The 22,643-nt window shown below is 68.6% G+C and carries 24 protein-coding genes; 17 read left to right on the top strand and 7 right to left on the bottom strand.

The genetic code is table 11. The annotated features are described in order from the left end of the window. Nucleotides 1–253: 253 nt before the first annotated feature. Nucleotides 254–751, bottom strand: coding sequence for a peptide-binding protein (locus U5771_RS06185; RefSeq protein WP_322023318.1), 498 nt, complete (start codon nt 749–751; stop codon nt 254–256). A gap of 358 nt (nt 752–1,109) precedes the next feature. Here U5771_RS06185 and U5771_RS06180 point away from each other — a divergent pair, with 358 nt between their 5' ends. The 6 genes from U5771_RS06180 (at nt 1,110) to U5771_RS06155 (ending at nt 8,183) form a co-directional block, all read left to right on the top strand. Then, entirely contained in the window at nt 1,110–2,153 is a 1,044-nt protein-coding gene (locus U5771_RS06180) for a bile acid:sodium symporter family protein (protein WP_322023167.1), read from the top strand. Between the two features lie 312 nt (nt 2,154–2,465). After that, the gene (locus U5771_RS06175; RefSeq protein WP_322023166.1) at nt 2,466–4,304 is read left to right on the top strand and encodes an EAL domain-containing protein; all 1,839 of its coding nucleotides are present in this window, start codon (nt 2,466–2,468) and stop codon (nt 4,302–4,304) included. 357 nt (nt 4,305–4,661) lie between these two features. Then, on the top strand, nt 4,662–5,681 hold the full coding sequence (locus U5771_RS06170) for a LacI family DNA-binding transcriptional regulator (protein WP_322023165.1): 1,020 nt from the start codon (nt 4,662–4,664) through the stop codon (nt 5,679–5,681). Further along, the gene (locus U5771_RS06165) at nt 5,678–6,958 is read left to right on the top strand and encodes an AGE family epimerase/isomerase (RefSeq protein ID WP_322023164.1); all 1,281 of its coding nucleotides are present in this window, start codon (nt 5,678–5,680) and stop codon (nt 6,956–6,958) included. The genes U5771_RS06170 and U5771_RS06165 overlap by 4 nt, the downstream gene beginning before the upstream one ends. Beyond that, nucleotides 6,955–7,863 carry a carbohydrate kinase gene (locus U5771_RS06160; RefSeq protein ID WP_322023163.1) on the top strand — a complete coding sequence of 303 codons (909 nt, stop codon included), beginning with the start codon at nt 6,955–6,957 and terminating at the stop codon, nt 7,861–7,863. Before U5771_RS06165 ends, U5771_RS06160 begins: the two co-directional genes overlap by 4 nt. A gap of 98 nt (nt 7,864–7,961) precedes the next feature. Beyond that, on the top strand, nt 7,962–8,183 hold the full coding sequence (locus U5771_RS06155; protein ID WP_027785622.1) for a hypothetical protein: 222 nt from the start codon (nt 7,962–7,964) through the stop codon (nt 8,181–8,183). Between the two features lie 79 nt (nt 8,184–8,262). On the opposite strand, the gene U5771_RS06150 is transcribed toward U5771_RS06155, so the two are convergent. Together U5771_RS06150 and U5771_RS06145 are read right to left on the bottom strand one after the other, a co-directional pair. Continuing rightward, nucleotides 8,263–8,457, bottom strand: a complete 195-nt coding sequence (locus tag U5771_RS06150) for a DUF2905 domain-containing protein (protein WP_057928625.1) — start codon at nt 8,455–8,457, stop codon at nt 8,263–8,265. A 12-nt stretch (nt 8,458–8,469) separates the two neighbouring features. Further along, entirely contained in the window at nt 8,470–9,660 is a 1,191-nt protein-coding gene (locus tag U5771_RS06145; RefSeq protein ID WP_322023162.1) for a class I SAM-dependent methyltransferase, read from the bottom strand. Between the two features lie 13 nt (nt 9,661–9,673). Here U5771_RS06145 and U5771_RS06140 point away from each other — a divergent pair, with 13 nt between their 5' ends. The 7 genes from U5771_RS06140 to U5771_RS06110 all read left to right on the top strand — a co-directional run bounded on the left by U5771_RS06140 (nt 9,674) and on the right by U5771_RS06110 (nt 16,008). After that, the gene (locus U5771_RS06140; protein ID WP_322023161.1) at nt 9,674–10,417 is read left to right on the top strand and encodes an SDR family oxidoreductase; all 744 of its coding nucleotides are present in this window, start codon (nt 9,674–9,676) and stop codon (nt 10,415–10,417) included. Between the two features lie 78 nt (nt 10,418–10,495). Further along, nucleotides 10,496–10,900, top strand: a complete 405-nt coding sequence (locus U5771_RS06135; RefSeq protein ID WP_059450683.1) for a dihydroneopterin aldolase — start codon at nt 10,496–10,498, stop codon at nt 10,898–10,900. Then, nucleotides 10,897–11,892, top strand: a complete 996-nt coding sequence (gene ttcA, locus U5771_RS06130; protein ID WP_322023160.1) for a tRNA 2-thiocytidine(32) synthetase TtcA — start codon at nt 10,897–10,899, stop codon at nt 11,890–11,892. The genes U5771_RS06135 and ttcA overlap by 4 nt, the downstream gene beginning before the upstream one ends. 134 nt (nt 11,893–12,026) lie before the next feature. Next, entirely contained in the window at nt 12,027–13,388 is a 1,362-nt protein-coding gene (glmU, locus tag U5771_RS06125; RefSeq protein WP_322023159.1) for a bifunctional UDP-N-acetylglucosamine diphosphorylase/glucosamine-1-phosphate N-acetyltransferase GlmU, read from the top strand. 51 nt (nt 13,389–13,439) lie between these two features. Further along, complete coding sequence (gene glmS, locus U5771_RS06120) at nt 13,440–15,257, top strand: glutamine--fructose-6-phosphate transaminase (isomerizing) (protein WP_322023158.1); 1,818 nt, start codon at nt 13,440–13,442, stop codon at nt 15,255–15,257. A 50-nt stretch (nt 15,258–15,307) separates the two neighbouring features. Continuing rightward, a complete protein-coding gene (locus U5771_RS06115; RefSeq protein ID WP_322023157.1) occupies nt 15,308–15,790 on the top strand; it encodes a hypothetical protein in 483 nt (160 codons plus the stop codon). Continuing rightward, the gene (locus tag U5771_RS06110; RefSeq protein ID WP_321806723.1) at nt 15,790–16,008 is read left to right on the top strand and encodes a hypothetical protein; all 219 of its coding nucleotides are present in this window, start codon (nt 15,790–15,792) and stop codon (nt 16,006–16,008) included. The genes U5771_RS06115 and U5771_RS06110 overlap by 1 nt, the downstream gene beginning before the upstream one ends. A gap of 86 nt (nt 16,009–16,094) precedes the next feature. Here the strand turns inward: U5771_RS06110 and U5771_RS06105 are convergent, their stop codons facing one another. Both U5771_RS06105 and U5771_RS06100 read right to left on the bottom strand, forming a co-directional pair. Next, nucleotides 16,095–16,931, bottom strand: a complete 837-nt coding sequence (locus tag U5771_RS06105) for an FTR1 family iron permease (protein WP_322023156.1) — start codon at nt 16,929–16,931, stop codon at nt 16,095–16,097. A gap of 12 nt (nt 16,932–16,943) precedes the next feature. Then, nucleotides 16,944–17,276, bottom strand: coding sequence for a cupredoxin domain-containing protein (locus tag U5771_RS06100; RefSeq protein ID WP_011353437.1), 333 nt, complete (start codon nt 17,274–17,276; stop codon nt 16,944–16,946). A 333-nt stretch (nt 17,277–17,609) separates the two neighbouring features. Between U5771_RS06100 and U5771_RS06095 the strand changes: the two genes are divergently transcribed. Beyond that, a complete protein-coding gene (locus U5771_RS06095) occupies nt 17,610–17,810 on the top strand; it encodes a heavy-metal-associated domain-containing protein (RefSeq protein ID WP_322023317.1) in 201 nt (66 codons plus the stop codon). 49 nt (nt 17,811–17,859) lie between these two features. On the opposite strand, the gene U5771_RS06090 is transcribed toward U5771_RS06095, so the two are convergent. After that, a complete protein-coding gene (locus U5771_RS06090) occupies nt 17,860–19,350 on the bottom strand; it encodes an aldehyde dehydrogenase (RefSeq protein WP_322023155.1) in 1,491 nt (496 codons plus the stop codon). Nucleotides 19,351–19,436: 86 nt separating this feature from the next. Beyond that, the gene (locus U5771_RS06085; protein ID WP_014895828.1) at nt 19,437–19,988 is read right to left on the bottom strand and encodes a cupin domain-containing protein; all 552 of its coding nucleotides are present in this window, start codon (nt 19,986–19,988) and stop codon (nt 19,437–19,439) included. Nucleotides 19,989–20,467: 479 nt separating this feature from the next. On the opposite strand from U5771_RS06085, the gene U5771_RS06080 reads away from it, so the two are divergent. The 3 genes from U5771_RS06080 to U5771_RS06070 all read left to right on the top strand — a co-directional run. After that, nucleotides 20,468–20,650 carry a hypothetical protein gene (locus U5771_RS06080; protein WP_006402789.1) on the top strand — a complete coding sequence of 61 codons (183 nt, stop codon included), beginning with the start codon at nt 20,468–20,470 and terminating at the stop codon, nt 20,648–20,650. A 295-nt stretch (nt 20,651–20,945) separates the two neighbouring features. Then, complete coding sequence (locus U5771_RS06075) at nt 20,946–21,731, top strand: gamma-glutamyl-gamma-aminobutyrate hydrolase family protein (protein ID WP_322023154.1); 786 nt, start codon at nt 20,946–20,948, stop codon at nt 21,729–21,731. Nucleotides 21,732–21,760: 29 nt separating this feature from the next. After that, on the top strand, nt 21,761–22,643 hold an 883-nt coding region (locus tag U5771_RS06070; RefSeq protein ID WP_322023153.1), incomplete at its 3' end, for a glutamine synthetase family protein.

Genomic DNA, 22,643 nt, shown 5'->3' with positions numbered 1-22,643 from the left:
ATTGCGCACACTTATTGCGGGTATAGCGGCAGCATTAACTTCGCGGAATCGGCACATGGCGAGGCGCGCCGCAGCGGCCCCGCGCGGAGCGGGCACGCGACGGGACGGCCGCGGGGCGCGCGCGTGCCGGGCGCGAAAGATAGCGCAATGCGACGGGAAAATCAGCGGAAATCTGCGCGCGACTGTGGCGAATTCGCATCACAGCCGACTGGGGGAGCGAACGCGCGAGGCGCTCGGCGAGCGCGCGGGGCGCTCAGTTTCGGTAGAACGGGGAGAAAAACGGCGAGTGGGAAGGCTCTTCCTGCGCACGGGGCGGCGGCATCGGACGCCCGCCGCGCTCTTCGTTGTAGCGCGCGACGTCGGCGCGGATCGAGCCGGCCCGCAGCGGCACGTTGCCGCCGCCCTGCGGGCGCGGCATCTGGCGGGAATCGGCGCTGATCGGACGATACGGGCTCTGCGCGGCGTAATGGCCGTAAGACGGCGTCGGCCGCAGGCCCCAGCGGGAACCGTAGCCGCTCACGCCGCCGGCACGCGCGCCGCCCGGCGGCAGCGCCCGGCGCCACACCTGCGCGTTGCCGGCCGGTTGGCCGTACGTGCGCATGTCGCCGCCACCGAAACCATGACCGAAACCGTGACCGCCGCCGAACGCCTGGCCGCCGTGCGGCGGTTGCGCGAGCGCGAGCGGCATCAGCAGCGCGCCGAGCACGCCTGCCACCCATCGTCCGACCTTCAGTTTCACCCGTTCCGTCATCATTCAGTGCCTGTTGCCGCTCGCTGCCGACTGTTTCCGGCCGACGCAAGCCTTTCAGCAGTAATTTATGAGCCGTCCGAAACGGTGTCGAGCCAAAAAGTGTTAGGTCGCCGGCATGGGTGTAACACCATGTTACTGCTAGGTTTTTTCACTTCAGGGCGCGATCGCGACAGAACATTCTTCTGCCGTTTTGCGCATCGCCGGGCGTCCGTGGGCGCGCACTGTTGCGCGGCCGCAGCATGCGACCGGCTCATCAATGGATTCATACAATGAATTTGTGTATTGAATGACCAACCGGGACAATATCGGCTTCGCGCGCGCGACATGCGCGCCCGCCGTTTCCGAATCGAGTTTCCCGATGGCCCGTCCCCGTTTCCTTCCCGACAACTTCACGCTCGCGCTCGTCGGCACCGTCGTGCTCGCGAGCCTGCTGCCGTGTCGCGGCCCGGCCGCCCATGCGTTCAACTGGGCGACCAACATCGCGGTCGGCCTGCTGTTCTTCCTGCACGGCGCGAAGCTGTCGCGCGAAGCCGTCGTCGCGGGCGCGACCCACTGGCGGCTGCACGCGGTCGTGCTGCTCAGCACGTTCGCGCTGTTCCCGCTGCTCGGCCTCGCGCTGAAGCCCGTGCTGCAGCCGCTCGTCACGCCGACGCTGTATGCGGGCGTGCTGTTCCTCTGCACGCTGCCGTCGACCGTCCAGTCGTCGATCGCGTTCACGTCGATTGCGAAGGGCAACGTGCCGGCCGCCGTGTGCGCGGCGTCCGCGTCGAGCCTGCTCGGGATCTTCGTGACGCCGGCGCTCGTCGGGCTGATGATCACGTCGCAGTCGGCCGCGGCGGCGTCGCCGTGGAGCACCGTCGGCAGCATCGTGATGCAGCTGCTCGTGCCGTTCATCGCCGGCCAGCTGCTGCGGCCCGTGATCGGCCGCTGGATCGAACGCAACCGCGGCGTGCTGCGCTTCGTCGACCAGGGCTCGATCCTGCTCGTCGTCTACGTCGCGTTCAGCGAGGCCGTGAACCAGGGGCTGTGGCACCAGATTCCGGCGCGCGCCCTGGGCGGCCTGCTGGTCGTCAACGTCGTGCTGCTCGTGATCGCGCTGGTGCTGACCACGTTCGTCAGCAAGCGGCTCGGCTTCAACCGGGCCGACCAGATCACGATCATTTTCTGCGGATCGAAGAAGAGCCTCGCGGCCGGCGTGCCGATGGCGAAGGTGATCTTCTCCGCGCAGGCGGTCGGCGCGATCGTGCTGCCGCTGATGCTGTTCCACCAGATCCAGCTGATGGCCTGCGCGGCGCTCGCGCAGCGCTGGGGCGCGCGCGACATGAGCGGCGAGCGCGACGGCGACGAGGGTGCGGACGGTGCCGCACGCGGGCGCGGTGCGCTGAGCCCGGGCAAGCGCTGACGCGGGTGGCAGCGCGGCCGGCATGGCTGGCCGCGCGGGTGTATTCGTCTTTCTCCTCCCGCCTCCCGCTTCCCGCCTCCCGCTTCCCGCTTCCCGCTTCCCGCTTCCCGCTTCCCGCTTCCCGCTTCCCGCTTCCCGCTTCCCGCTTCCCGCTTCCCGCTTCCCCCACTTCCCCCGCCGCGCCGCCGCAAATCCCCCGCCCAACACGACGCATGCACCATCGACGCGCATCGCGTCACGAAATCTTCATTCAATTCTCCGCGCGCGCTGCCGTTAAAGTCGGGCGTCCCGTCGTCTCGGCCGCCCTCGCCCATGCCCGCGCCCCATCCCGATTCGCCCGCCGCCCCCACCGCCCGCCTGATCGCGGAGCGCGCGCTCGCGGCCGTGTTCCAGCCGATCGTCGACCTCGGGTCGGGCACGGTCGTCGGTTACGAAGGCCTGATCCGCGGCCCGCACGGCACCGACCTCGAACAGCCGGCCGCGCTATTCGCGCAGGCCGCCCGCGACGGCACGACCGTCGCGCTCGAACAGGCGGCCGCGCTCACCTGCCTCGACGCATTCGCGGCGCTCGGCTGCGACGGCAAGCTGTTCCTCAACTTCAGCGCGGGTACGATCGTGCAACTCGCGCGCGAACGCGAGCGCGCGCGGCAACTGCTCGTCCGTGCGCGGATCGGCGCCGAGCGCATCGTGATCGAGCTGACCGAGCAGACCGCGCTGCCGGACGTCGCGCGCATCGGGCCGGCGGTCGCATCGCTGCGCGACGCCGGCATCCAGTTCGCGCTCGACGACTACGGCACCGCGAACGCGAGCATGAACCTGTGGCTGCGCCTGCACCCGGATGTCGTGAAGATCGACCGCTTCTTCATCCATGACATCGCGCGCGATCCGCTCAAGTTCGAGGCGGTCAGGGCGATGCAGCACTTCGCGCACTCGAGCGGCGCGCAGCTGATCGCGGAAGGCATCGAGAACGAGTGCGACCTGATCGTCGTGCGCGACATGGGCATCTGCTGCGTGCAGGGCTTCCTGCTCGGCCGGCCGGACGCACAACCGTCGCCGGTCGTCGCGCCGGCCGCCCGCGACGCGATCCGCACCCCGCACATCGCGGTGTTTCCCGGTGCGACCCGCGCCGTGCGGCCGGCCGGCACGATCGCGGCGAAGATGCTCGTCGCCGCGCCGGCGCTGCCGCGCGATGCGACCAGCAACGACGTGCTCGACCTGTTCAACCGGATGCCCGCCCTGCACGCGGTCGCGCTCGTCGAACGCGGGCGGCCGGTCGCGCTGGTGAACCGGCGCGGCTTCATCGACCGCTTCGCGCTGCCGTACCACCGCGAGGTGTTCGGGAAGAAGCCGTGCCTGCAGTTCGCGAACGACGCGCCGCTGATGATCGACAACGCGACGACGGTCGAGCAGCTCGCGATGCTGCTCGCGAGCCACGATCAGCGCTATCTCGCAGACGGCTTCGTGATCACCGAGCACGGCCGCTACGTCGGCCTCGGCACCGGCGAGAGCCTCGTGCGCGCGGTGACCGAGATGCGCATCGAGGCCGCGCGCTACGCGAATCCGCTGACGTTCCTGCCCGGCAACATTCCGATCAGCGCGCACATCGAGCGCCTGCTGGCGCGCGATGCCGGCTTCCACGCGTGCTACGTCGACCTGAACCAGTTCAAGCCGTTCAACGACCAGTACGGTTACTGGCAGGGCGACGAAGTGCTGAAGTTCGCGGCGACGGTGCTGGCCGGCGTGTGCGATCCGCAGCGCGACTTTCTCGGGCATGTCGGCGGCGACGATTTCCTCGTGCTGTTCCAGCGCGACGACTGGCGCACGCGCGCGGCCGACGCGATCGCGCGCTTCAACGACGGCGCGCGGCGCTTCTACACGCAGGCAGACCGGCTGGCGGGCGGGCTGCGCGGCGAGGACCGCCACGGCAACCCCGCGTTCTTCGGCTTCGTGACGATGGCGATCGGCGCGGTCGGCGTGCCGGCCGGCGCGAACGGCGCAATGCGCTACGGCAGCGACGAGATCGCGTCGGTCGCGGCGCTCGCGAAGCGGCGCGCGAAACAGCAGCCGGGCGGGCTCGCGGTCGTCGATCTCGACGCGGGCCGCGCGGCGCTGCGCGATCACGGCGAGCCGCCGCACGCGGCGGCAGGCTGAACAGCGGCCAGCGGCAATCCGCACGCGGGTCGCCGGCCGCGGACGGACATCCCGTTGCCCGAACGACACTGCCGGGGCAGCGCCCCTGCCGCCCCGATCTGCAGAAGGGTCTGCCGTGCGCCCGCCCCTTCCGCGGCGAACATCCGAACGCACGCGACGCGCCGCCTCCCGCCCCCTCATCCCGTGCGATCACCTTGCCTTTTTCGCATTTTGTTTAGTATTTTTAGTAACGGCGTTTTCGCAGATTAGCGCGTAAAAACCCGTTATTTCCGGGTATTCCCCGGTTATCCGACCCGAATTAGGCACTACGTTTTACTATACAATCGCCGTCACCCTAAACAAACCGAACCCCGAACGATGGGCACCACCATTCGCGACATAGCGCGGGCGGCAGAGGTCTCGATCGGCACCGTCTCTCGCGCGCTGAAGAACCAGCCGGGCCTGTCCGAAGCCACGCGGGCGCGCATCGTCGAGATCGCGCAGCGGCTCGGCTACGACCCGGCCCAGTTGCGCCCGCGCATCCGCCGGCTCACCTTCCTGCTGCACCGCCAGCACAACCGCTTTCCCGCCAGCCCGTTCTTCTCGCACGTGCTGCACGGCGTCGAGGACGCGTGCCGCGAGCGCGGCATCGTGCCGACGCTGCTCACGGTCGGCCCGAACGACGACGTGCTGCGCCAGATGCGCCCGCACGCGCCCGACGCGATCGCGGTGGCCGGCTTCATCGAGCCCGAGACGATCGAGGCGCTCGCCGCGACCGGCCGGCCGCTCGTGCTGATCGACCTGTGGGCGCCCGGCCTGCGTTCGGTGAACATCGACAACGCGACGGGCGCGGCGCTCGCGATGCGCCACCTGCTCGCCATCGGCCGCTCGCGGATCGCGTTCATCGGCGGCTCGGCCGCGCACTACAGCATCGCGCAGCGCGCGATCGGCTATCGTCGCGCGTTCTTCGAGGCCGGGCGGCTGTTCGATCCCGCGTACGAAGTGACGATCGACGCCGGGCTCGACCCCGACACCGGCGCCGCGCGGGCGATGCAGCAGCTGCTCGACGCGCCGGGCCCGCGCCCGGACGCCGTGTTCGCGTACAACGACGCCGCCGCGCTGGCCGCGCAGCGCGTGTGCATCGCGCGCGGCGTGCGGATCCCGGAAGACATCGCGATCGTCGGCTTCGACGACATCCCGGCCGCCGCGCATGCAAACCCGCCGCTCACGACGCTCGCCGTCGACAAGGAAGCGCTCGGCCGCCGCGGCGTCGAACTGCTGCTCGCCGAAGCGCCCGAGCGCACCGAGATCTCCCTGCCCGTCGAGCTAATCGTACGGGCCAGCAGCCAGCCCGCCGGCTCACCGGCACTCGATACCGCCACGGTCACCGAATCATGAACATGCCCCCGGTCCAATCCCGCACGGCCACGCCGGCCAACCACGCGCAAGCGGCACCGTTCGTCGCGAGCTTCCGCGATCCGTCGTTCCTGCTGTCGCACGTCGAGGACACGCTGCGGTTCTACGCGACGAACGCGTTCGACCCGACGGGCGGCTTCTACCACTACTTCCGCGACGACGGCAGCATCTACAACCGCACCTCGCGGCACCTGGTCAGCAGTTGCCGGTTCGTCTTCAACTACGCGATGGCGTACCGGCATTTCGGCGATCCGCGCCATCTCGACTACGCGCGCCACGGGCTGCGCTTCCTGCGCGACGCGCACTGGGACGAAGCGCTGCAAGGCTACGACTGGGAACTCGACTGGCGCGACGGCGCGAAGCGCGCGACGCTCGACGGCACGCGCCACTGCTACGGGCTCGCGTTCGTGCTGCTGGCCGCCGCGCATGCGACGATGGCCGGCATCGACGAAGCGCGCGCGCTGATCGCGTCGACCTACGAGCTCGCCGAACACCGCTTCTGGGATGCGGCCGCCGGCCTCTACGCGGACGACGCGACGCCGAACTGGAACGTGTCGTCGTATCGCGGCCAGAACGCGAACATGCACATGACGGAAGCGCTGCTCGCCGCCTACGAGGCGACCGGCCACCTCACCTACCTCGATCGCGCGGAAAAGCTCGCGACCCACATCACGCAGCGCCAGGCTGCGCTGTCGGGCGGCCTCGTGTGGGAGCACTACCATGCGGACTGGGCGGTCGACTGGGACTACAACAAGGAAGACAGCTCGAACATCTTCCGTCCGTGGGGCTTCCAGCCCGGGCACCAGACCGAATGGGCGAAGCTGCTGCTGATCCTGGAGCGGCACCGCCCGCTCGACTGGCTCGTGCCGCGCGCGGCCGAGCTGTTCGACGCGGCGCTCACGCATGCGTGGGACGCCGATCACGGCGGCCTTTGCTACGGCTTCGGCCCCGACTTCACGATCTGCGACCACAACAAGTATTTCTGGGTGCAGGCGGAAACCTTCGCGGCGGCCGCGATGCTCGGCGCGCGCACCGGCAGCGAGCGCTTCTGGGACTGGTACGACGAGATCTGGCGCTACAGCTGGGCGCATTTCGTCGATCACCGCTACGGCGCGTGGTACCGGATCCTCACCTGCGACAACCGCAAGTACAGCGACGAGAAGAGCCCGGCCGGCAAGACCGACTATCACACGATGGGCGCATGCTACGACGTGCTCGCGACCCTCGCGCGCGCGGCGCGCAGCGAGCCGACGCAATGAGCGGCGGCACCTTTCCGGCCTTCGTGTCGGCGGGCGACATCCTGACCGACATGGTGCGCGCGGGCGACGCGCAGTGGACGTCGGTGCCGGGCGGCGCCGGCTGGAACGTCGCGCGCGCGGTCGCGCGGCTCGGCCTGCCGAGCGCGCTCGCGGGCGCGATCGGCGAGGACTGCTTCTCCGACGTGCTGTGGCGCACCAGCGAGGCCGCCGGGCTCGACCTGCGCTTCCTGCAGCGCGTGCCGCGTGCGCCGCTGCTCGCGATCGTCCACGAGACGCGGCCGCCCGCGTACTTCTTCATCGGCGAAGCGAGCGCGGATCTCGCGTTCGACCCGGCGCGGCTGCCGGCCGGCTGGGCCGACCACGTGAAATGGGCGCACTTCGGCTGCATCAGCCTGGTGCGCGAACCCCTCGCGGGCACGCTCGTCGCGCTCGCGGCCGACCTGCACGCGCGCGGCGTGAAGATCAGCTTCGATCCGAACTACCGGAACCTGATGACGGCCGCGTACCGGCCGACGCTGGAGAAGATGGCCGCGCTCGCCGACCTGATCAAGGTGTCCGACGAGGACCTGCGCCACCTGTTCGGCGGCGACGGCCCCGACGCGGTCGCGGCGGTGCGCGCGCTGAATCCGCGGGCGGCCGTGCTCGTCACGCGCGGCGCGCAGGCGGCAACGCTCCACGCGGACGGCGACGTGCTCGAGGCCAGCCCGCCGCGTGTCGAGGTGGTCGACACCGTCGGCGCGGGCGACGCGTCGATCGGCGGCATGCTGTTCAGCCTGATGGCCGCGCCGCAGCGGTCGTGGCGCGACCATCTCGCGTTCGCGCTCGCGGCGGGCGCCGCCGCGTGCCGGCATACGGGCGCGCACGCGCCGACGCTCGACGAGGTCGTCGCGCTGCTCGAACGGTGACGGGAGGATGACGGCGCGCTGATCGGTCGCCGATAAGCGGCGCTGTACATGCTGCGCCGCAGTGCTACGATGAAGTGTCCTTTTGCGGGAGAGGCACGATGGACACGAACACGTTCACGAAAGGCATCTACACGGCCAAGGCGCATACGCAGCACGCGGGCAACGGCCAGTTCCAGGGCTACGTGATCCTCGCGCGGGACGACGGCGACGACACGGAGAACATGCGCTACGACGTCCACTCGACGAGCCCGAGCGAGGAAGAGGCGTTCGACGAGGCGAAGGCGCTCGCGCACCGGATCCTCGGCGAAATCGAGCTGTGATGCGCGAACCCCGTAATGCGCCGAACCATCACGCACGCGCCGCGGCCGGACCGCGACGCGCCGCCGCATTCGGCACGACTCAGAGCAGCCGCGCCACCATCGACACCAGCATCGTCAGCACCAGCGTCGACATGAACGGGAACGGGTAGCGCCGCCCGCCGAGCGTCAGCGTGACGTCGCCCGGCATCCGCCCGATGCCGAACTTGCCGAGCCACGGCCAGCAGCGCGTCAGGATCATCACCGCGACGAACGACGCCATCAGCCAGCGCAGCATCCTAGGCTCCCGTCAGAGCGCGTGCGAGCGGTCGCCGCGCGCGAACGCGTCGAGCGTGCCGTCGATGCCGCGCGAGAACGCGATCACCTTGAACAGTTCGCCCATCTCGGCTTCGGAGATCAGCTTCTGCACCGCGTTCGCGGCCGGCAGGAACTGATGGACGTCGGACGGATCGATCGCGGCCAGCGCGTCGGTGATGCCCGCGTTCAACAGGAAGCGCGCCTGCGACGTGTAGCCGAGCAGGTCCGCGCCGGTCGCGACGCCCGCGTCGTGGATGCCGGTGAATTCGACGTGCGCGGTGATGTCCTGCAGCCCCGGGTACAGGAAAGCGTCGTCGTGCGCATGGTGGCGATAGTGGCACATGAGCGTGCCGCGGTCGCGCTGCGGGTGGTAGTACTCGTGCGCGGGAAAGCCGTAGTCGACCAGCAGCACCGCGCCGCGCCCGAGCATCGTGCACACTGTGCGCGTGAACGCCAGCGCGGCTTCGTGCGTCTCGGTCAGGTAGCCGTCGTCGACGCCGAGTGTCGCGAGCACCGGCGGCAGGCCGGCCGCGCCGGCGGGCCGGTCGTCGAACACGAACGCGTGCCGCGCGTCGAGCGCGACGCCGCGCTCGAGCCACGCGCCGCCCGCCTTCGCGAAAAGGCGCACCGGCATCGCGTCGAGCACCTCGTTGCCGACCACGACGCCGTCGAAGCGCTCGGGCAGCGCGTCGAGCCAGCGCACCTTCCCGGCGAGGGCCGGCGCGGCCGCCGCGATCGTGTCGCGCTGCCGTTCGCGCAGCTCGCCGGACAGGTCGACGATCAGGTATTCGTCGAGTTCGACGCCGAGCGCATCGAGCGCGGCGAGCAGCCCGGCCGCGAGCTTGCCCGTACCCGCGCCGAATTCCATCACGCGGCGCGTGCCGCTCGCCGCGAGCGCGTCGGCGACGGGATTCGCGAGCGTCCGCGCGAACAGCGGCGACAGCTCGGGAGCCGTCACGAAGTCGCTGCCGTCGTCGGCGCGGCGCCCGAACTTGCGCGCGCCGCCGCTGTAATAGCCGAGGCCGGGCGCGTACAGCGCACGCTCCATGAAGCGGTCGAACGGCAGCCAGCCGCCGGCCGCCGCGATCTCGTCGCGCAGTTGCGCGGCGAGGGTTTCGGACTGCGCGAGCGCGTCAGGGCCGGGAGCAGGTAAACTAGCGGGTTCGTGAGCTTTCGGGTTCATCCCGGCATTGTAAATGACCGTTTCAACCGATACGTCGCCCCCGCGCATCGCGCTCGTCGCCGGCGCGCTGGGCAGCGCGGCCGACGCCGCGTCGCTCGGTCGCGCGCTCGCGACCGGATTCGCGCAGCGCGGCTGGGACGTCGCGCTGCAGCGCAGCCCCGGCGCGCCGCGCGCGGCCGCCGACGCGCTCGTCGCCGAAGTCGCCGCACACGGCCGCCGCGCGGCCGTGCTCGACGCCGATCTGGCCCTGGAAGCCGACGCAGCCGCGCTCGTCGCCGCGTGCGGCGCGGCGCTCGGCCGGCCCGCCTGCGTGGTGTTCGTGAGCGCATGCGCCGGCACCGACGACGCGCACACCGTGGACGGCGCGTCGCTCGCCGGCGCGCTCGCGCGCAACGTGACGGCGCCGCTCGCGCTGGCCCGCGCGCTCGCCGACGCGACGCCCGACGCCGCGCGCGACGACGAATCGCTGCGCGCCTGCGCGATCCACGTGCTGGATCAGGCCCTGTTTCACCCGGCGCCGGCCCGGTTGTCGCACGCGCTGATGCAGGCCGCGCTGAACCGCGCGACGTCCGCGCTGGCGCTGTCTCTCGCGCCGAAGGTGCGGGTCGCGGCGCTCGTGCGCGGCCACGCACCGCACGCCGACGACATCGCGGCGGCGGCCTGCTATCTCGCGAGCGCGCCCGGCGTCACGGGCGCGACGCTGACCGTCGACGGCGGCGAGCACCTGGTGCCGCCCGCCGCCGGCCCGAATGAATGAACTGCGCGGATCGCGCGGCCTGATTGCCGCCGCCCGCGCCGCTTTGCGTGCGCGCACGCCAATTTGACTGGGACGACCATGTTTTCCGCTCTCCTGCACCCCCGCCTCGCGGACTGCCGCAGGCTCTACCTGCGCGACTACGAGGTGCACATCAACATCGGGGCCTTCGAACACGAGAAGCGCGGCGAGCAGCGCGTCGTCATCAACGTCGACCTGTTCGTGCCGCTCGCGCTGTCCACCCCCGTCGACGACCGGCTGCATGAAGTCGTCGACTACGACCTGATGAAGCAGAGCGTCGCGCAGTGCGTGGCGCGCGGCCACATCCACCTGCAGGAAACGCTGTGCGACGCGATCGCCGCGAACCTGCTGGCGCACGACGCCGTGCGCGCGGTACGCGTCTGTACCGAGAAACCGGACGCCTATCCGGACTGCGACGCCGTCGGCGTCGAAGTCTTTCGCATCAAGGACGAGGAGCGCGCATGAACGCCCCCCACATGAATGACGCGGCGGCCGATGGCGCCGCCATCGAAGCCACCGTCGCCGACACCGGCCGCCGCGCGCTGACGCGCCGCGAGCAGAAGGAAGCGTACGAGAATAACAAGCTGTTCAAGCGGATCGTGCGCCAGGTCGGCCAGGCGATCGGCGACTACAACATGATCGAGCAGGGCGACAAGGTGATGGTGTGCCTGTCGGGCGGCAAGGACAGCTACGCGATGCTCGACGTGCTGCTGCGCCTGCGCGAGCGCGCGCCGATCGACTTCGACATCGTCGCGGTCAACCTCGACCAGAAGCAGCCGGGCTTCCCCGAGCACGTGCTGCCCGAGTACCTGACGCAGATCGGCGTGCCGTTCCACATCGAGAACCAGGACACCTACAGCATCGTCAAGCGGCTCGTGCCCGAGGGCAAGACGACCTGCTCGCTGTGCTCGCGGCTGCGCCGCGGGATCCTGTACCGCGTGGCCGGCGAGCTCGGCGCGACCAAGATCGCGCTCGGCCACCACCGCGACGACATCCTGCAGACGCTGTTGCTGAACATGTTCTACGGCGGCAAGCTGAAGGGGATGCCGCCGAAGCTGCAGTCGGACGACGGCAGGAACGTCGTGATCCGCCCGCTCGCGTACGTGAAGGAAACCGATCTCGAGAAATTCGCGGAGCTGCGCGAATTCCCGATCATCCCGTGCAACCTGTGCGGCAGCCAGCCGAACCTGAAGCGCGCGGAAATGAAGGCGCTGATCCGCGAATGGGACAAGCGCTTCCCGGGCCGCGTCGACAACATGTTCAGCGCGCTCGCGAACGTCGTGCCGTCGCACCTGATGGACACGACCCAGTTCCCGTTCGCGTCGCTGCGCGCGACAGGCGAAGCCGATCCGCAGGGCGACATCGCGTTCGACGAGGAGCCGTGCGCATCCGGCGAAGGCACCGCCGCACCGGGCGCCGCGAAACCGATCTCGATCGTCCAGTTCGACGACCTTTAAGCAGGGCCGGAACACCCGCCGGAGCGGGGCGCAAGCCCCCTTTCCGGCGCTGTCGCCCCGCCGCGACAGGCCCGGAACGCCAGGGGCCGCATGCTAAAATGGACGGCTTCGAACTCCTCTGACAAGCTGGCGCCATGAATATCGTGATTTTGGCGGCAGGCACCGGCAAGCGCATGCGTTCCGCGCTGCCGAAAGTGCTCCATCCCCTGGCCGGCAGGCCGCTCCTCTCCCACGTCATCGCCACCGCGCGCACGCTGCAGCCGTCGCGGCTCGTCGTCGTGGTCGGTCATGGCGCCGAGCAGGTCCAGGCCGCCGTCGCCGCGCCCGACGTGCAGTTCGCGGTGCAGGCCGAACAGCTCGGCACCGGCCACGCGGTACGCCAGGCGCTGCCGCTGCTCGATCCCGCGCAACCGACGCTGGTGCTGTACGGCGACGTGCCGCTCACCCGCGCGTCGACGCTGCGGCGTCTCGTCGACGCCGCGCGCGAGGGCCGCTACGGGATTCTGACCGTCACGCTCGACGATCCGACCGGTTACGGCCGCATCGTGCGCGACGCGTCCGGCTTCGTCACGCGCATCGTCGAGCAGAAGGACGCGTCGCCCGAGCAGCTGAAGATCGCCGAGATCAACACCGGCATCATCGTCACGCCCACGGCACAGCTGTCGATGTGGCTCGGCGCGCTGAAGAACGAGAACGCGCAGGGCGAGTACTACCTGACCGACGTCGTCGAACTCGCGATCGAGGCCGGCTTCGAGATCGTCACCGCGCAGCCCGACGAGGAATGGGAAACGCTCGGCGTGAACAGCAAGGCGCAGCTCGCGGAACTCGAGCGCATCCATCAGCGCAACGTCGCCGATGCGCTGCTCGTCGACGGCGTCACGCTCGCCGATCCGGCGCGCCTCGACGTGCGCGGCACGCTGCGCTGCGGACGCGACGTGTCGATCGACGTGAACTGCGTGTTCGAAGGAAACGTAACACTCGCCGACAATGTGACGATCGGCGCGAACTGCGTGATCCGCAATGCGTCGGTCGGCGCGGGCACGCGCATCGACGCGTTCACGCACATCGACGGCGCCGAGCTCGGCGCGAACACCGTGATCGGCCCGTACGCGCGGCTGCGCCCGGGTGCGCAGCTCGCGGACGAAGCGCACGTCGGCAACTTCGTCGAGGTGAAGAACGCGGTGATCGGCCACGGCTCGAAGGCGAACCACCTGACGTACATCGGCGACGCCGACATCGGCGCGCGCGTGAACATCGGTGCGGGCACGATCACCTGCAACTACGACGGCGCGAACAAGTTCCGCACCGTGATCGAGGACGACGTGTTCGTCGGTTCGGACACGCAGCTCGTCGCGCCGGTGCGCATCGGCCGCGGCGTAACGATCGCGGCCGGCACGACGATCTGGAAGGACGTCGCCGAGGGCGTCCTCGCATTGAACGAGAAGACGCAGACCGCCAAGAGCGGCTACGTCCGCCCGGTCAAGAAGAAAAATTAACATCATGCGGGCGCCGCGCGGCGCCCGCATCCACATAGAGGGTAGATTTTCATGTGCGGCATTGTCGGCGCAGTTGCGCAGCGTAATATCGTTCCGGTGCTGATCGAAGGATTGCGGCGCCTCGAATACCGTGGCTACGATTCGTGCGGCGTCGCCGTGCTCGAGCCGGACGCGCCGAAGCGCGCGCGCAGCGTCGCGCGCGTCGCCGATCTCGACGCGCAGGTGCGCGAATCGCATCTCGAAGGCGCGACCGGCGTCGCACACACGCGCTGGGCGACGCACGGCGCGCCCGTCACGCACAACGCACACCCGATCTTCTCGTCGAACGCGCTCGCGCTGGTGCACAACGGCATCATCGAGAACTTCGAGACGCTGCGCGAAGCGCTGCGCGCGAAGGGCTACGAATTCGTGTCGCAGACCGACACCGAGGTGATCGCGCACCTCGTGCACAGCCTGTATCGCGGCGACCTGTTCGAGGCCGTGCGCGAAGCCGTGCAGCAGCTGCACGGCGCGTATGCGATCGCGGTGACCCACAAGGACCAGCCGCACACCGTCGTCGGCGCGCGCCAGGGTTCGCCGCTCGTCGTCGGCCACGGCGACGGCGAGAACTTCCTCGCCTCCGACGCACTGGCACTGGCCGGCAGCACCGACCGCTTCACCTTCCTCGAGGAAGGCGACGTGTGCGAGCTGTCGCTCGACGGCGTGAAGATCGTCGACCGTCACGGCGCGCTCGCGCAACGCGAGATCCGCGTGGTCAGCGCGTACGGCGGCGCGGTCGAGCTGGGCCCGTATCGCCACTTCATGCAGAAGGAAATCTTCGAGCAGCCGCGCGCGATCAGCGACACGGTGCCGCAAACCGAAGCGTTCGACGCGACGCTGTTCGGCGATGCGGCCCCCGCCGCGTTCGCGGACATCGACAGCCTGCTGATCCTCGCGTGCGGCACGAGCTACTACTCGGGCCTCACCGCGAAATACTGGCTCGAATCGATTGCGAAGATCCCGACCCAGGTCGAGATCGCAAGCGAATACCGCTATCGCGAGTCGGTGCCGAACCCGCGCCAGCTCGTGCTGGTGATCTCGCAGTCGGGCGAGACGGCCGACACGCTCGCCGCGCTCAAGCACGCGCAGTCGCTCGGCCACACGCATACGCTCGCGGTGTGCAACGTCGCAACGAGCGCGATGGTGCGCCTCACCGAGATGCAGTTCCTGACGCACGCGGGCACCGAGATCGGCGTCGCGTCGACCAAGGCGTTCACGACCCAGCTCGTCGCGCTGTTCGTGCTGGCCGCGACGCTCGGCAAACTGCGCGGGCACGTCGACGCCGCGCTGGAAGCGCAATTCCTGAAGGAACTGCGCCACCTGCCGGCCGCGCTGAACAGCGTGCTCGCGCTCGAGCCGCAGATCATCGCGTGGTCGGAGGAATTCGCACGCAAGGAAAACGCGCTGTTCCTCGGCCGCGGCCTGCACTACCCGATCGCGCTCGAAGGCGCGCTGAAGCTGAAGGAAATCTCGTACATCCACGCGGAGGCCTATCCGGCCGGCGAACTGAAGCACGGGCCGCTCGCGCTCGTCACGGAAGCGATGCCGGTCGTCACGGTCGCGCCGAACGACACGCTGCTCGAGAAGCTGAAGTCGAACATGCAGGAAGTGCGCGCGCGCGGCGGCGAGCTGTACGTGTTCGCGGATGCCGACACGCAGATCGTCAACGACGACGGCCTGCACGTGATCCGGATGCCGGAACACTACGGGCAGTTGTCGCCGATCCTGCACGTCGTGCCGCTGCAGTTGCTCGCGTATCACACCGCGTGCGCGCGCGGCACCGATGTCGACAAGCCGCGCAACCTCGCGAAGTCGGTGACAGTGGAGTAAGCAATCGGCGCAGCGCAGTCCGGCGCGCCGACGAGACTGACGGAGAGACCATGGTAAGACTGTTTGGATGCGGATTGCTGGCGCTGACCTTCGCGTCGACGGGTTGGGCGGCCGAGCACTACGTCGAAGTCTGGAACCCGCCCGAGGCGCGCACGCCCGCGGCACGCACGCCGGATGCCCGTACGCCGGATGCCCGTATGCCGGCCGCGCGCACGGGCGCCGACGCGCACGCCGGCAAGTCCGCGGAAAAGCACGCGAGCGTGCAACCGAAGGCTGCGGTCAAGCCGCACAAGCGCCGCGTCGTGCAAACCGTGAAAGCCGCTCCGCATCGTCCGCCCGCCGCGACGGTCGATGCGCCGGCCGCACCGCACCCGGTCGCGCAACCCGCGCCGGGCCGGCTCACGGTGATGCAGCCGGCCGAGCCCGACACGCCGCGCACGCTCGGTTTCTCCAACATCCCGCGGCAATACACGCCGGACGGCAACGTGCTGCGCGTCGGCACGAGCCGCCGTTCCGCGGAGGTGACGCGATAATGGAAGCGCAGACCTATCACGGCTACCAGATCTGGGGCCATTCGATCCTGCAGCAGGACGAGATCCTGCAGCCCGAGCGCTTCGCGGCGAGCGGCACGATCACGCAGAACAACCGGCTCGTCGAAGCGTCGGGCGTGCTCGGCGTGTTCGATACCGAGGACGAAGCGCGCGACGCGGGGCTCGAATGGGCCCGCGCGTGGATCGACAGCCATCGCTGAACGGGCCGCGCGGCTGCGCGCGAACCGTCAATGCAAAGAAAAAGGGGCGTCCACGACGCCCCTTCTTGCATTCGGCCCCCGCCCGCTCAGGCGACGGGCCGCGGCGGCGGCACGGCCGTCCGGGGCCGGCCGACGAACCGCGCGAGCACGACGATCGCGACCAGCGTGACGACGTACGCGACGATCTGGATCCCCGCCGGACGCGCGGTATAGCCGATCAGCGTATGCAGCGCCTTGCCGACGATGCTCGTTTCCTTGAGCAGCCACGAGGTATCCCAGACCGCATCGCCCCACGACGGCACGAGGCCGGCGGCCAGCAGGAAGCCGACGCACTGGCTCGCCATCCCCGCCGCGAGCAGCACGATCAGTGCGTTGGTGACGGAGAACAGGCGCTTGAGCGGAATCTGCAGCAGGCCCGCATACATCGCATAGCCGAGCCCGGCGCCGCCGAGCACGCCGAGCAGCCCGCCGACGATCATCTGCGGCGTCTGTCCCGGATCGCCCGCCGCGATGCCGTACAGGAACAGCACGGCCTCGGAGCCTTCGCGCAGGACCGCGACACCGACCACGATCGCGAGCCCCGTCAGCGGCCGGCTGCCGGCCGCGACGGCCCGCCCGACCTCGCCCATGTGCAGCGCCATCTCGCGGCCGTGGCGGCTCATCCAGATGCAGTGCCACGCGAGCATCAGCGTCGCGACGAACATCACGCCGGCGTTGAAGACTTCCTGCCCCATGCCGGACGCCCACTGCGAAATCACGTCGGCGAACGCGGCGATCAGGCCGGCGCCGATCACACCGCCGACGAGCCCGCCGCCGACCCACCAGCCGCGCCGCGGCACGCCCTTCGTGGCGGCCATCACGATCGAGACCACCAGCGCGGCCTCGAGCACTTCACGAAAGACGATCAGGGCGGTAGACAGCATGGCGATATCCGCTTACTTGACGGTCAGGTGCGTCTTCGACTGCGCTTCGTGATACTCGTCGTGGAACTCGTAGGTGCCGGCCTTCAGCGGCCCGACCAGGATCTCGACCGACTTGCCGGCCGGCACGACCTTCTCGGCCTTGAAATCGTCGCTTTCGAATTCCGCGGGCGTTGCATCGAGGTTCTTCACGACGAACTTCACCTTCTTGCCGGCCGGAATCGTCACGCCGTCGGGCGAAAACTTGTGGTCCTTCAGGGTCAGGTTGACGACGTCGTCGGCAGCGAATGCGGACGTTGCCGATGCGCCGAGCAGGGCGAGCGCGAAGCCGAAAGCGAAACGATTCATATGGGTAACGAAATGAAATATCGAAGGGAACCGATAGTAAGATCGATTCGCATTATCACCTCGGAGTACCCTTACTCCGGATATGGACATCATGCGCCATCGATGTGACACGCACCTTGTCCTGCAAGGCTCCGCCAGATTTCGCCGACAATGCACAACCGTCAATCGGGAAAAATTCGGACTGACGCGCACAAGCGGATTACGATTCGTCTGACTTCATCTTTACAAATTTCTTTCGCAATGCCGAACGCTGCGAACGGGCTTGACCTTCCCACCATGGCAAGCTTCATGCTGGCGATGCTTGTGAATCGCCAATCAACCCAGGAGAACACGATGGAATTCGAAGTCCAGGACATGACCTGCGGCGGCTGCGCCAATGCCATCACGCGCGCCGTGACCGCAGCCGACCCCGCCGCGAAGCTCGACATCGACGTGGCCGCGAAGACGGTCAAGGTCGAATCGTCGCAAGGCGCCGAACGCGTGCAATCGATCATCGAAGCCGCGGGCTTCCACCCGGCGCTGCGCTCGGCCTGACGCGCGCGGGCGCGGCGCCCGTCGGCACCGCGCCCGCACCCCGGCCGCGTCAGCGCAGCCGGATCAGCGTCGACTTCAGCTCGGTGTACTTCTCGAGCGCGTGCAGCGACTTGTCGCGGCCGTTGCCCGACTGCTTGTAGCCGCCGAACGGAAAGTTCATGTCGCCGCCCTCGTCGTAGCAGTTCACCCACACCGTGCCCGCCCGCAGCCGGCGCGACACGTCGTGCGCGGTCGTCAGGTCCGACGTCCACACGGCCGCGGCCAGCCCATACTCGGTGTCGTTCGCGATCCGCACCGCCTCGTCGACATCGTCGAACACGATCACCGACAGCACCGGACCGAAGATCTCCTCGCGCGCGATCTTCGCATCGGGCTTCACCTCGAACACCGTCGGCTCGACATAGAAGCCGCCCGTCTCCTCCTTCACGCGTGCGCCGCCCGTGACGAGCGTGCCTTCCTTGCGCCCGGCGTCGATGTAGCCGAGCACGCGCTCGAGCTGGATCCCGTCGACGATCGCGCCCATCGAGACCGACGGATCGAGCGGGTTGCCCGGCACGTACGCACGCGCGGCCGCGACCAGCTTCTCGATGAACGCGTCCTTGATGTCGCGATGCACGAGCAGGCGCGAGCCGGCCGTGCACATCTCGCCCATGTTGTAGAAGATCGCGCCGGCCGCGGCCTGCGCGGCGCGGTCGAGATCCGGACAATCGGGCAGCACGATGTTCGGCGACTTGCCGCCGAGCTCGAGCCACGCGCGCTTCAGGTTCGACTGCGCGGCGTACTGCATGATCAGCTTGCCGACCGCGGTGGAACCGGTGAACGCGATGCAGTCGACGTCGCGATGCAGCGCGAGCAGCTTGCCCGGTTCGCCCGCGCCGGGCACGACGTTGAACACGCCGGCCGGGATGCCGGCCTCGTAGGCGAGCTGCGCGACGCGGATCGCGGTCAGCGGCGATTTCTCCGACGGCTTCAGCACGACGCTGTTGCCGGCCGCGAGCGCCGGGCCGAACTTCCATGCCGCCATCAGGATCGGGAAGTTCCACGGCACCACGGCCGCGACCACGCCGACCGGCTCGCGCGTGACGAGACCGACGAGATGATGATCGGCCGGCGCGACTTCGCCGCCGACCTTGTCGATCGCTTCGGCGAACCATTCGACGCAATACGCGGCGCCCGGCACATCGACCGTCGTCGTGTCGCCGATCGGCTTGCCCGCGTCGAGCGTCTCGAGCAGCGACAGTTCGTCGAGATGCTCGCGCATCAGCGCGGCCCAGCGCAGCAGCACGGCCTTGCGCGCGCGCGGGTTCAGCCCGGCCCACACGCCCGCGTCGAACGCGCGGCGTGCGGCCGCGACGGCGGCATTCACGTCGGCCTCGCCGCAATCGGCCACCTTCGCGAGCACGCGGCCGTCGATCGGGCTCACGCAGTCGAACGTCTTGCCGCCGTGCGCGTCGCGCGACGCGCCGTCGATGAATGCACGCCCTTCGATCGCGAGCGACGCCGCCTTGTCCTGCCAGTCAGCCAAAGTCAACTTGTTCATTCAGGATGCCTCAATGGTTGTGGCATTCGCGCGATGGCACGCCGCACAACGGCAACACGGCCGGCGGCGAATGCGGTGATGCGCGGTCAGAAGGTGGCCGGCGAATTGGCCGACACGACCTCGCAGAGCTGTTCCGCGCTGGGATTGCGAAAACGGTGCGGCAAACGGCTTTCGAAGTAGTAGCCGTCTCCGGGGTCGAGCAGCCAGGTCGCGCCGTCGACGGTGAGCTCGAGCCGGCCCGACACGACCACGCCCCCCTCGTGCCCCGCGTGCACGAGCATCTCGGGCCCCGTATCGGCGAGCGGCTGGTAGATCTCGCGCATGATGCACATGTTGCGGTCCTTCACGCCCGCGCCGACGAGGTGAAACGCGAGCGCGTCGTTGCCGAGGTTCGGCATCTCGTCACGTCGCGACACGACCGAGCGCGATTCGACCAGCTCGAACGTGAAGAACTCCGCGAGACTCATCGGGATGCATTCGAGCAGTTTCTTCAGCGAGCCGACCGACGGGCTCACGCGCCCCTGTTCGATCAGCGAGATCGTGCCGTTGGTCACGCCGGCCCGCTTCGCGAGTTCACGCTGCGACAGACCATGCTTGTTGCGCACGAAACGCAGGCGCTCGGCGACTTCGGTGGACATCGATTCGGTTTCGGACACGATAGGAGTGCGGTGAAAAAGTGAAACGACGCGGTGGACAGCCGTTCGACAGCATTAGGCAGCCGTTGAATATTCTAATCACTTTATGCCGCGCATCAGCGGGGAAAACCCTGAAAGGCGATCGAAATAATGAACACCCCGCGCGCCATTCCATTTGAGAATCTTTTGTTCGCAGTGCCTCGGGAAAGCCCTGACACGACAGCGTCAAAAAACATTTGACGCCGTTTTTGGCTCGTATATGCTGGCTCTCAGGTCAGCGTCATTGGCCATTCATCGGCACCGAAAAACGTTAATGCAACGTAAAAATTGATGCCCATCGATGTAAATGACGCAGGCCCGGCACCTTGATTATTTTAAACGCCCCATGCGCCGAAACGATCAGGTGTTCAATACTTTCAACAAACCAGTCGAGTGTAATCGTGAGAGTCCGTGGCCCTCTGGTGAGGTGGGATCGAGGCGATGTGCGAAGTTTGCGCAGCGCTGCTCCCGCTTCCGATGGCAGTTGCGGCTGGCATAGTCCTCGCCTGCTGCATCTGTCGATCTACACCATCCTGTCCCGTCGTTCCGTTCGGCGTCACAACGCCGTTTCCGCACGCGCGTTCGTGGCCGTCGATACCGACGAAGTCGCGTCGCTGCTGCCATAGCGCCTCTCCCCCTTTCTCGTCGTTCGTTTCAGCTGCCTGCTCGTTAGCCGCGTCGTCCGCGCGGTGACGGAACGCGTTCGCGTATCCATTGCCGCGCAATACAACGCGACGCAGCGCAACGAAACGAACGACGGCCTGACCGTCGCGCGCAGCGCGGATCGCCTTGCGAACCCGTTGCGCCCATTCACCAGCGGCCCTGGCGCTTTTCGCCAGGCTGCGGGGCCGTGTCGCGCCTGCGTTTTGCGGTTTTCCTGCGCAACGCATGACACATCCCTACGGACAACTGATTGATGTCATGGAAAGGAAACCCCTCGTCGGCATCACCGCCGACTTCACGCAAATCGGCGCACATGCGTCGCACACGGTCGGCGACAAGTACGTCGCGGCGATCGTCGACGGCGCACACGCGCTCGCGATGGTGCTGCCCGCGCTCGGCGATCGCCAGTCGGTCGACGACGTGCTCGATACGGTCGACGGCCTGTTGTTCACCGGCAGCTACTCGAACGTCGAGCCGCACCTGTACGGCGGCGAGCCGAGCGCGCCCGGCACGAAGCACGATCCCGCACGCGACGCGACGACGCTGCCGCTGCTGCGCGCGGCGATCGTCGCGGGCGTGCCCGTGCTGGCCGTGTGCCGCGGCTTCCAGGAGCTGAACGTCGTCTGCGGCGGCACGCTGCACCAGCGCGTGCACGAAGTGCCGGGCCTCGCCGATCACCGCGAGGACGACGACGCGCCGATGGACACGCAATACGGCCCCGCGCACGTCGTGCGCCTGACGCCCGGCGGCGTGCTGCACACGCTCGCCGGCGGCCGCGACGACGTGCAGGTGAACTCGCTGCACAAGCAGGGCCTCGCGCAGCTCGGTTCCGGCCTCGCCGTCGAAGCCGTCGCGCCGGATGGCCTGATCGAGGCCGTCAGCGTCGTCGATGCCCCGGCCTTCGCCGTCGCCGTGCAATGGCACCCGGAATGGCGCCATGCACATGACCCGCTGTCGAGCGCGATCTTCCGCGCCTTCGGCGACGCATGCCGTGCGCGCCGCAACGCCCGCACGCGTGCCGCGGCCGCCGCCGCGCTCGCCTGAGCGCGCCGACCCACATAACGAGAACAGACATGCAAGACATCGAAGACTTTCTGAAGCAGCACCGGATCACCGAGATCGAAGCGATCATTCCCGACATGGCCGGCATCGCGCGCGGCAAGATCACGCCGCGCAACAAGTTCACGTCCGGCGAATCGATGCGCCTGCCGCAAGCCGTGATGGTGCAGACCGTCACCGGCGAGTATCCGGAAGACGGCTCGCTGACCGGCGTGACCGATCCCGACATGGTGTGCGTGCCCGACACGTCGACCATCCGCCTGATCCCGTGGGCCGTCGATCCGACCGCGCAGGTGATCCACGACTGCGTGCACTTCGACGGCTCGCCGGTCGAGATCTCGCCGCGCTACGTGCTGCGCCGCGTGCTCGACCTGTACAAGGCGAAGGGCTGGAAACCCGTGGTCGCGCCGGAGCTCGAGTTCTACCTGGTCGACATGAACAAGGACCCGGACCTGCCGCTGCGGCCGCCGGTCGGCCGCACGGGCCGCCCGGAGACGGGCCGCCAGTCGTATTCGATCGAGGCGGTCAACGAGTTCGACCCGCTGTTCGAGGACATCTACGCGTACTGCGAAGCGCAGAACCTCGACATCGACACGCTGATCCACGAAGTCGGCGCCGCGCAGATGGAGATCAACTTCATGCACGGCGACGCGCTGTCGCTGGCCGACCAGGTGTTCCTGTTCAAGCGCACGGTGCGCGAGGCCGCGCTGCGCCACAACATGTACTCGACCTTCATGGCCAAGCCGATGGAAGACGAGCCGGGTTCCGCGATGCACGTGCACCAGAGCATCGTCGACGAGGAAACCGGCCAGAACCTGTTCACGTCGCCGGAAACGGGCGGTGCGACGTCGATGTTCTACAACTACCTCGCGGGGCTGCAGAAGTACACGCCCGCGT

The organism is Burkholderia sp. BCC1977 (assembly GCF_905339595.1).
In the GTDB taxonomy this organism is placed as follows: domain Bacteria; phylum Pseudomonadota; class Gammaproteobacteria; order Burkholderiales; family Burkholderiaceae; genus Burkholderia.
Note: the sequence above shows the minus strand (reverse complement) of the source record. Positions and strands in the feature narration are given on the sequence as shown.

What these genes read in the sequence shown, in the direction of transcription:
- U5771_RS06160 (WP_322023163.1), top strand. Translation starts at nt 6,955, where the DNA reads ATGAGCGGCGGCACCTTTCCGGCCTTCGTGTCGGCGGGCGACATCCTG.
- U5771_RS06180 (WP_322023167.1), top strand. Translation starts at nt 1,110, where the DNA reads ATGGCCCGTCCCCGTTTCCTTCCCGACAACTTCACGCTCGCGCTCGTC.
- ttcA (WP_322023160.1), top strand. Translation starts at nt 10,897, where the DNA reads ATGAACGCCCCCCACATGAATGACGCGGCGGCCGATGGCGCCGCCATC.
- U5771_RS06075 (WP_322023154.1), top strand. Translation starts at nt 20,946, where the DNA reads ATGGAAAGGAAACCCCTCGTCGGCATCACCGCCGACTTCACGCAAATC.
- U5771_RS06090 (WP_322023155.1), bottom strand. Translation starts at nt 19,350, where the DNA reads ATGAACAAGTTGACTTTGGCTGACTGGCAGGACAAGGCGGCGTCGCTC.
- U5771_RS06150 (WP_057928625.1), bottom strand. Translation starts at nt 8,457, where the DNA reads ATGCTGCGCTGGCTGATGGCGTCGTTCGTCGCGGTGATGATCCTGACG.
- glmS (WP_322023158.1), top strand. Translation starts at nt 13,440, where the DNA reads ATGTGCGGCATTGTCGGCGCAGTTGCGCAGCGTAATATCGTTCCGGTG.
- U5771_RS06105 (WP_322023156.1), bottom strand. Translation starts at nt 16,931, where the DNA reads ATGCTGTCTACCGCCCTGATCGTCTTTCGTGAAGTGCTCGAGGCCGCG.
- U5771_RS06140 (WP_322023161.1), top strand. Translation starts at nt 9,674, where the DNA reads ATGACCGTTTCAACCGATACGTCGCCCCCGCGCATCGCGCTCGTCGCC.
- U5771_RS06095 (WP_322023317.1), top strand. Translation starts at nt 17,610, where the DNA reads ATGGAATTCGAAGTCCAGGACATGACCTGCGGCGGCTGCGCCAATGCC.
- U5771_RS06185 (WP_322023318.1), bottom strand. Translation starts at nt 751, where the DNA reads ATGACGGAACGGGTGAAACTGAAGGTCGGACGATGGGTGGCAGGCGTG.
- U5771_RS06165 (WP_322023164.1), top strand. Translation starts at nt 5,678, where the DNA reads ATGAACATGCCCCCGGTCCAATCCCGCACGGCCACGCCGGCCAACCAC.
- U5771_RS06155 (WP_027785622.1), top strand. Translation starts at nt 7,962, where the DNA reads ATGGACACGAACACGTTCACGAAAGGCATCTACACGGCCAAGGCGCAT.
- U5771_RS06115 (WP_322023157.1), top strand. Translation starts at nt 15,308, where the DNA reads ATGGTAAGACTGTTTGGATGCGGATTGCTGGCGCTGACCTTCGCGTCG.
- U5771_RS06175 (WP_322023166.1), top strand. Translation starts at nt 2,466, where the DNA reads ATGCCCGCGCCCCATCCCGATTCGCCCGCCGCCCCCACCGCCCGCCTG.
- U5771_RS06145 (WP_322023162.1), bottom strand. Translation starts at nt 9,660, where the DNA reads ATGAACCCGAAAGCTCACGAACCCGCTAGTTTACCTGCTCCCGGCCCT.
- U5771_RS06110 (WP_321806723.1), top strand. Translation starts at nt 15,790, where the DNA reads ATGGAAGCGCAGACCTATCACGGCTACCAGATCTGGGGCCATTCGATC.
- glmU (WP_322023159.1), top strand. Translation starts at nt 12,027, where the DNA reads ATGAATATCGTGATTTTGGCGGCAGGCACCGGCAAGCGCATGCGTTCC.
- U5771_RS06085 (WP_014895828.1), bottom strand. Translation starts at nt 19,988, where the DNA reads ATGTCCACCGAAGTCGCCGAGCGCCTGCGTTTCGTGCGCAACAAGCAT.
- U5771_RS06135 (WP_059450683.1), top strand. Translation starts at nt 10,496, where the DNA reads ATGTTTTCCGCTCTCCTGCACCCCCGCCTCGCGGACTGCCGCAGGCTC.
- U5771_RS06170 (WP_322023165.1), top strand. Translation starts at nt 4,662, where the DNA reads ATGGGCACCACCATTCGCGACATAGCGCGGGCGGCAGAGGTCTCGATC.
- U5771_RS06100 (WP_011353437.1), bottom strand. Translation starts at nt 17,276, where the DNA reads ATGAATCGTTTCGCTTTCGGCTTCGCGCTCGCCCTGCTCGGCGCATCG.